We start from the raw sequence: 7,455 nt of genomic DNA, 5'->3' as shown, positions 1-7,455 counted from the left end.
GACGGTCGGCGGCTCGACGAAATGCGTACCCGGCTCTCCGGGTACCTGAGCCTGCTTGGCACGCAGTACACCCTGTCGCTTGTTGGCTACGACGCCGCAATCACCGATGACGCGCAGTTGCGTGAGCTCGTAACGAGCGAACTGGCAGACCACGGGGTCGCAGCAACCTCCTGGTAGCCGCCCCGGTTGCTGGGCAAAAGCCTGACACCGCGGTGACCGGGCCCTATCGTGGAACACCGGGGGATTCACCTACTCGAGGATTGCCATGACCGACAGCGTCGCGGGATCCAACGAACCCGCAAGCAACGAACCTGCAAGCACCGACCCGCCCGAGAGCGCACCAACGTACGCCGAGTCAACGGGGACCGGCGCGCCCTTCGAGGCCCCGCCACCGCCGGCCTATCCGCCACCTCCGGCCTACCCGCCGCCCGGTGGCCCGCCTCAATATGCGGCACCGCCGCAGGGCGCCGAGGCATACGGTGCGCCGGTGCAGGGCCTGAACATGAAGCGGCGCAACCCATTTGCCGCATGGATCGGTTTGCCGCTGATCACCCTCGGCATCTACCACTTTGTCTGGTACTACAAGATCCACAAGGAAATGGCCCAGTACGATCCGCGCCGGGAGATCCCCGTCGTCGGCCCGCTGCTGGTGCTGCTGTTGCTCGGCTGGACCGTTATCGCACCGGCGATCAGCTACCACAACACCGGCGCCCGAATCCGGGAGGCGCAGCGTGCCGCGGGCATCGAGCCCACGTGCTCGCCGCTGTGGAGCTGGCTGCTGTGGTTCGTCTTCAGCCTGAACACGCTCTATATGCAGATCGAGCTGAACAAGGTGCTGGACCGCTACGGCGAGACAGAGCCGCACACCCCGGTGCCGCTGTTCGTCTGAGCCGGAAACCGGCACCCGCACGGTCCGAGTCGTACTGTGGCCGTATGAGCGACAGCGCGGAAGACAAACTGCTCGGCACCATCCGCGAACTCGTCGATGCCGAACACGAGTTGCGGACCAAGACTGAATCGGGCGAACTCGATCCCGACACCGAACAGCGCCGCCTCGCACAGCTCGAGGCAACGCTCGACCAGTGCTGGGATCTGTTGCGTCAGCGCCGCGCTCGGATCCACGCTGGCCAATCGCCGGACGACGCCGAGGTGAACCCGCCAAGCCAGGTCGAGGGTTATCTGCAGTAGCGATTCGTACGGCACGGTCGCGCGCGTCCGCCTACCGTGGGTCGCATGGCTACTGCCGATAGCTACGACGTCATCGTGATCGGCGGCGGGCCCGCCGGCGAGAACGCCGCCGATTACGCCACCCGAGATAGCGACCGCACTGCCGTCATTGTCGAGCACCAACTCGTCGGCGGTGAATGCTCGTACTGGGCATGTATGCCGAGCAAGGCGCTACTTCGGCCGGTTCACCTGCACGCCTCTGCCCGTGCCATGCCGGGCGTGAACGAAAAGATGGCGGCTGGCGGACTCAACGTGGAAGCCGTGCTCGCCCGACGAAACTCGTTTACCCACAACCGGGACGACTCGTCGCAGGTGCAATGGGCCAATGGCGCCGGAATCGACGTCGCGCGCGGCACCGGCCGGCTCATTGGCGAACGCACTGTGCAGGTGGACGGCGACACGCCGCGAACACTGACCGCGCGCCACGCCGTCGTACTCGCCACCGGCACCCTCGCCAACGTGCCCGACGTGCCCGGCCTGCGCGCGGCGCTGCCGTGGACCTCGCGGGACGCGACGAATCTCGTCGAGGTGCCCAACCGGGTGATCGTCGTCGGCGGTGGTGTCGTCGCCTGCGAGGCCGCCACCTGGCTGCGCGCCTTCGGCGCGGAGGTGACTCTCGTCAACCGGGGGTCGTCGTTGCTCGCCCGAAACGAGCCATTCGCCGGTGAGCGCGTTGCCGACGCCATGCGCGGTCGCGACATCCGGATCATTTTCGATGCGCAGCTGACCAATGTCGATCGCCCCGACGTCAAAAACACCGGTATCGGGCGGATCCACGGCGGCCCCGTCACCGCCACCGTCGGCGGCGAGACGATCGAGGCGGACGAAATCCTCGTCGCGGCAGGTCGCGGCCCCGCGGCCGACGTCGGATTGGACAGCATCGGACTGGAGCCCGGTTACGTCGAGGTCGACGACCACCTCACCGCCACCGGGGTGCCCGGCGGCTGGCTGTACGCGGTCGGCGATATCAACGGGCGGATCGCGCTCACCCATATGGGCAAATACCAGGCCCGGGTATGCGGAGACGTGATCGCCGCACGCGCCGCGAACCGCCCGCTCGACGGCCCGCGCTACCGCGCCAGCGCCGACCACGGCCAGGTGCCTCAGGTCGTGTTCACCTCGCCCGAGATTGCGGCGGTCGGCCGGACGGAGGCCGAGGCCAACAAGGACGGTTTCGACGTCCGCACGGTCGAACTCGATATCGCCGTCGCCGGGTCGTCGCTCGCCCAGGACGACTACTCGGGGCGGGCCAAACTCGTGATCGACCGGGCAAAGGACACGCTGCTCGGGGCGACGTTCGTCGGACCGGACGTGGGCGAGCTGATCCATGCGGCCACGGTGGCGGTCGTTGGCGCCGTCCCACTCGAGACGCTGTGGCACGCCATTCCCGCCTATCCCACGGTCAGCGAGGTCTGGTTGCGGCTTCTGGAACAGCTCCGTACCAGCGAGTAGGAGCCCTGGTTATGATCCGAACGTGGCGTCGACGATAGATATCGAAACCCAGGATGGAACGGTGCGCGGCACGCGGGAGCGTGGCGTCGGCCGTTGGCGCTCGATCCCCTACGCCGCCCCGCCGGTCGGTGAGCTGCGCCTGCGTGCGCCACAGCCGGTTACCCCCTGGTCGGGCGTGCTGGACACCACCAGATTCCGCAACGCCGCGATGCAGAACAAGGCGACCGCCCGGATTGGCCTGCGCACTGTGCAGCCGGTCAGCGAGGACGCCCTGACCATCAATGTCACCGCCCCGCTGCGCCCGGCCACCGCGCCGCGGCCGGTGATGGTGTTCATCCACGGGGGCGCGTACATATTCGGGACCTCGGCGATGGGTCTCTACGGCGGACGCCAACTCGCGCTGCGCGGTGACCTGATAGTCGTATCCATGAACTACCGGCTCGGCGCCTTCGGGTACGGCGATTTCAGCCGTTACTCCACCGCCGAGCGGCCGTTCGACAGTAATTGCGGCCTACGTGACCAGGTCGCGGCGCTCGAATGGGTACAGCGCAATATCGCCGCGTTCGGCGGCGACCCGGACAACGTCACGATCTTCGGTGAATCCGCGGGTGCGGCTGCGGTCGTCACGCTGATGGCGACCCCGGCGGCGAAGGATCTCTTCCACGCCGCGATCGCCGAGAGCTCACCTGCGGACTGGGCCCATGGCCCCGCGGCCGCCGACGAATTCGCGGCACAGTGCATCGAGTTGCTCGGTGCGACCGAGCAAACCGCAGCCGAGACGCTCGCAAACTGCGATCCCGAGCAACTGCGCCGCGCCGGCGCCAAGGCAATCCGGTTCGCGATGACCGACCGCCCCGGCTATATGCCGGCGGTCCCTACGGTGGACGGGAACTACCTGCCAACCACCCCGATCGAGGCCATGGCCGCCGGGACCGCGCACCGCGTGCCGCTGATCATCGGCACCAACCGTGACGAGGCGACGCTGTTCTCCCGACGGAACAAGCCGAGCGAGCAGTTGCCGACCTGCCCCGACCGTATCGACCGGTATTTCGACGGCTCCGACCCCGACATCAAGGCGCGCGTGCTCGCAGCGTACTCGGGCTATCCCGCCCCGGGTACCGCGATCAATCTCGGCGGCGACGCGACGTTCCTTCGGCCGACACTTGCCGCGTGCGACGCGCACAGCGCGTACGCGCCGACCTATAACTACCGCTACGACTACGCTCCGAAGCTATTGCAGCGCATGGGCTTCGGCGCTACGCACGCATCGGAAATGCTTGCCGTATTCGGGGTCGTCGACACACCACTCGGCCGGGCCCTCACCGCAGGCGGCAGCCGACGCGGGCTGCGCCTGGTCACCGAACAGGTACAGGCGCAGTGGATTTCGTTCGCGCGGCACGGGCGGCCACTGCCGTCGTGGCCGCAGTACACCACGCAGACCCGTCGCACCCTCGTCTTCGACACCCCGACCCGAGTCGCGCATGATCTCGACCGCGCCCGCAGGGTGGCCTGGCGCGATGTGACCGGGCCCCACGAAGTCGCCGGTATCTCGGACGGATTCTCCGACGAGGTAGAGAAGGCGATCTGACGCTCGCGGCGGCGCTCGAAGATCAAGTTGCGCGGCGCCACGGAAATCGTCGGCGAAGTCCGATTGGTCCTTATTGAAATACCGTTATTCCGGAACTAATCGGTCGTAGTTACTATCCGATCGTGGCGTTCAGGCTTGATATCGAAACCCGAGAGGGTACCGTGCGCGGCACGCGCAAGCGTGGCGTCGGTCGCTGGTGCTCCATCCCGTACGCGGCCCCGCCCGTCGGTGAGCTCCGACTACGCGCGCCGCAGCCGGTAACTCCCTGGTCAGGGGTGCTGGACGCCACGCGTTACCGCAACGCGGCAATGCAGGCGAAGTCGGACGTCCGGATCGGCCTGCGCACCATGCAGCCACTCAGCGAAGACGCGCTCACCCTGAACGTCACCGCACCGCTGCGCCCCGCCACCGCGCCGCGACCGGTGATGGTGTTCATCCATGGCGGCGCATACATGTACGGCAGCTCCGCTACGGGTTTGTACCGCGGGCGCCGGCTTGCACTCAAAGGTGACGTCGTAGTCGTTTCGATGAACTATCGCCTCGGCCTATTCGGGTACGGCGATTTCACCCGGTACTCCACCCCCGAGCGGCCGTTCGACAGCAACTGCGGCTTGCGCGACCAGGTCGCCGCGCTCGAATGGGTGCAGCGCAATATCGCCGCGTTCGGCGGCGACCCGAACAACGTCACGATCTTCGGCCAATCCTCGGGTGCCGCGGCTGTCGTCACGCTCATGGCCACCCCCGCTGCGAAGGGTCTCTTCCACGCCGCGATCGCCGAGAGCCCGCCGGCCGACTGGGTCCACGGCTGCGCAGCTGCGGACACATTCGCCGCGAAGTGCGTCGAACTGCTCGGCGCGACCGAGGAAACCGCCGCCGAGACGCTCGCCAACTGTGATCGCGAGCAGTTGCGCCGGGCCGGCGCCGAGGCGGTGCGGATCACCATGACCGGTCGCCCCGGCTACATGCCCGTGGTGCCGACCGTGGATGGAAGCTACCTGCCAATCGCGCCACTCGCGGCCATGGTGGCGGGAACGGCGCATCGCGTGCCATTGATCATCGGCACCAACCAGGACGAAGGAACGCAATTTGCCAGCCCGGACGGCACAAGTGGTGAGATGCCGATGTCACCGTTCCTCATCGATCGGTACTTTGCCGATATAGATCCCCAGGTCAAGGCACGGGTGCTTGCCGCATATCCCGACTATCCGGCCTTGGCAGCCGCAGTCAACGTGGGCGGAGACGCTACCTTCCTGCGTCCCGTCCTCGTCGCATGCGAGGGTCACAGCGCGCACGCACCGACATACCACTACCGGTACAACTTCGCTCCGAAGCGGTTGCAGCGCATGGGCTTCGGAGCGGGACACGGAGTGGAACTGTTGGCGATATTTGCGGCCGGCAATACGCTGCTCGGGTTGACCTCCACCGGCATCGGTGGCCGACGGGCATTGCGACGGGTCACTGAACAGGTTCAGTCCCAATGGGTTTCGTTCGCGCAGCACGGACGGCCGCTGCCCTCGTGGCCGCAGTACACCTCGAACTCCCGACGCACCCTGGTTTTCGACTCCCCGACCCGAGTGGCGCACGATCTCGACCGGGCCCGCCGGGTAGCCTGGCGCGAGGTGGCCGGTCCGCACGAAGTCGCCGGTTTCACCGACGGATTCTTCGACGAGTTGGAGAAGGCGATCTGATGGCCGAGGCGGCGCTCGAAATCAAACTGCGCGATGGCACAGTACGCGGGCGCCGACTCGGCGACCTGCGCACCTGGCGCGGAATCCCCTACGCCGCTCCCCCGGTAGGCCGGCTGCGCCTGCGGGCACCGCAGCCGGTGCAGCCGTGGACAGGTGTTCGCGACGCCACGGAATTTGGTCTTTCCGCACCGCAGGGCGGACGGTTCAAAAAGACCTCCGAGGATTGCCTGACACTCAATGTCGTCGCTCCGACGCAGCCTGGACCGCCGCGACCGGTAATGGTCTTCATCCACGGCGGCGCGTACATCTCGGGTTCGAGCGCGAACCGGCTCTACCGCGGCCATCATCTCGTCAAGCGCGGCGACATCGTCTATGTCTCGATCAACTACCGGATCGGCGGCCTGGGCTATATCGACTTCCGCGGATTCTCCACGCCGGATAACGAATTCGACGTCAATTGCGGACTGCGCGATCAGGTTGCGGCACTCCAATGGGTGCGGGACAACATCGCCGAGTTCGGCGGCGACCCTGACAATGTGACCATCTTCGGCGAGTCCTCGGGCGGAAACGCGGTCACCACCCTGATGTGCACGCCGTCGGCGCACGGCCTGTTTCGTCGCGGTATCGCGGAGAGCCCGCCCTCGGCATCCACGTACGGCCCGCAGCGGGCGCAGGGATGGGCGGACAAGTTCGTCGAAATACTCGGCGGCGGAGACGATCCCGCCCGCCGACTGCGCACCGCATCGGTGGCCGAACTTGTAGCGGCAACGGAGAAGCTGACCCGCCACGAGGTCGAATCGCATCCGGGCCAACGTGCGACGGCTCCGGTCATCGACGGCGAAGTACTTCCCGTCGATCCGCTCGAGGTCTTTGCCGCGGGGAAGGCTGCACCGCTTCCCCTGATCATCGGCACAAACGCGCACGAGGGCCGGGTGTTCCCCAAGACGATGGATATCCTGCCGACCACGCCGGCGCGCATCACCAAGATGTTCAGCGAAACCGATGATGCGCTGCGCGACAGCATCATCGCGCGCTACCCCGGCTACCCGGATGCCAAAGCCTGTGCCCAGCTCGCCGGGGACGTCGTCTTCTGGGAGCCCGCTATCCTTGTGGCGCAAGGACATTCAGCCGCAGCGCCAACGTGGTCATACAACTACCAGTTCGCGCCTCGCCTGTTGGAGTGGCTCGGCCTCGGCGCTACGCATGCGACGGAACTGTTCGCGGTCTTCGGCATTCGCAATGATCCGTTCGGCATCATCCTGACACTGTTCGGCGGCAGGAGCGGCCTGCGCGAGGTGACCGAGACCTTCCAGAAGCATTGGCTGCATTTCGCTCACCACGGCACACCGGCACCCGGCTGGGAGGCCTACGATGCCGAGCGTCGCGCCACGCTGATCATCGACGAGGTCTCACGGATGGAAGACGATCCGCTGAAAGACGTGCGCGAGAGCTGGATCGGCTACAAGCACCGCCGCTGAGCGGCAATCCGGCACCGCTGCT

At 66.8% G+C, this 7,455-nt stretch carries 6 protein-coding genes; all 6 read left to right on the top strand.

Annotated features, from left to right (window positions below):
* The first annotated feature begins 265 nt into the window (after positions 1 to 265).
* The 6 genes from A8G08_RS26780 to A8G08_RS17110 all read left to right on the top strand — a co-directional run bounded on the left by A8G08_RS26780 (position 266) and on the right by A8G08_RS17110 (position 7,433).
* Positions 266 to 889 carry a DUF4234 domain-containing protein gene (locus A8G08_RS26780; RefSeq protein WP_084436424.1) on the top strand — a complete coding sequence of 208 codons (624 nt, stop codon included), beginning with the start codon at positions 266 to 268 and terminating at the stop codon, positions 887 to 889.
* A 44-nt stretch (positions 890 to 933) separates the two neighbouring features.
* Positions 934 to 1,188 (top strand): DUF2630 family protein, encoded by a 255-nt coding sequence (locus tag A8G08_RS17130; protein ID WP_068276621.1) that lies wholly within the window; start codon positions 934 to 936, stop codon positions 1,186 to 1,188.
* Positions 1,189 to 1,233: 45 nt separating this feature from the next.
* Entirely contained in the window at positions 1,234 to 2,679 is a 1,446-nt protein-coding gene (locus A8G08_RS17125) for a dihydrolipoyl dehydrogenase family protein (protein ID WP_068276631.1), read from the top strand.
* 22 nt (positions 2,680 to 2,701) lie between these two features.
* A complete protein-coding gene (locus A8G08_RS17120; RefSeq protein ID WP_068276618.1) occupies positions 2,702 to 4,267 on the top strand; it encodes a carboxylesterase/lipase family protein in 1,566 nt (521 codons plus the stop codon).
* Between the two features lie 122 nt (positions 4,268 to 4,389).
* Positions 4,390 to 5,955, top strand: a complete 1,566-nt coding sequence (locus A8G08_RS17115) for a carboxylesterase/lipase family protein (RefSeq protein ID WP_084436422.1) — start codon at positions 4,390 to 4,392, stop codon at positions 5,953 to 5,955.
* Positions 5,955 to 7,433, top strand: coding sequence for a carboxylesterase/lipase family protein (locus A8G08_RS17110; RefSeq protein ID WP_068276610.1), 1,479 nt, complete (start codon positions 5,955 to 5,957; stop codon positions 7,431 to 7,433). Before A8G08_RS17115 ends, A8G08_RS17110 begins: the two co-directional genes overlap by 1 nt.
* The last annotated feature ends 22 nt before the right edge of the window (positions 7,434 to 7,455 follow it).

It is taken from the genome of Aldersonia kunmingensis (assembly GCF_001646865.1).
Lineage (GTDB): Bacteria > Actinomycetota > Actinomycetes > Mycobacteriales > Mycobacteriaceae > Aldersonia > Aldersonia kunmingensis.
This window is presented reverse-complemented; position numbering and strand designations above follow the sequence as displayed.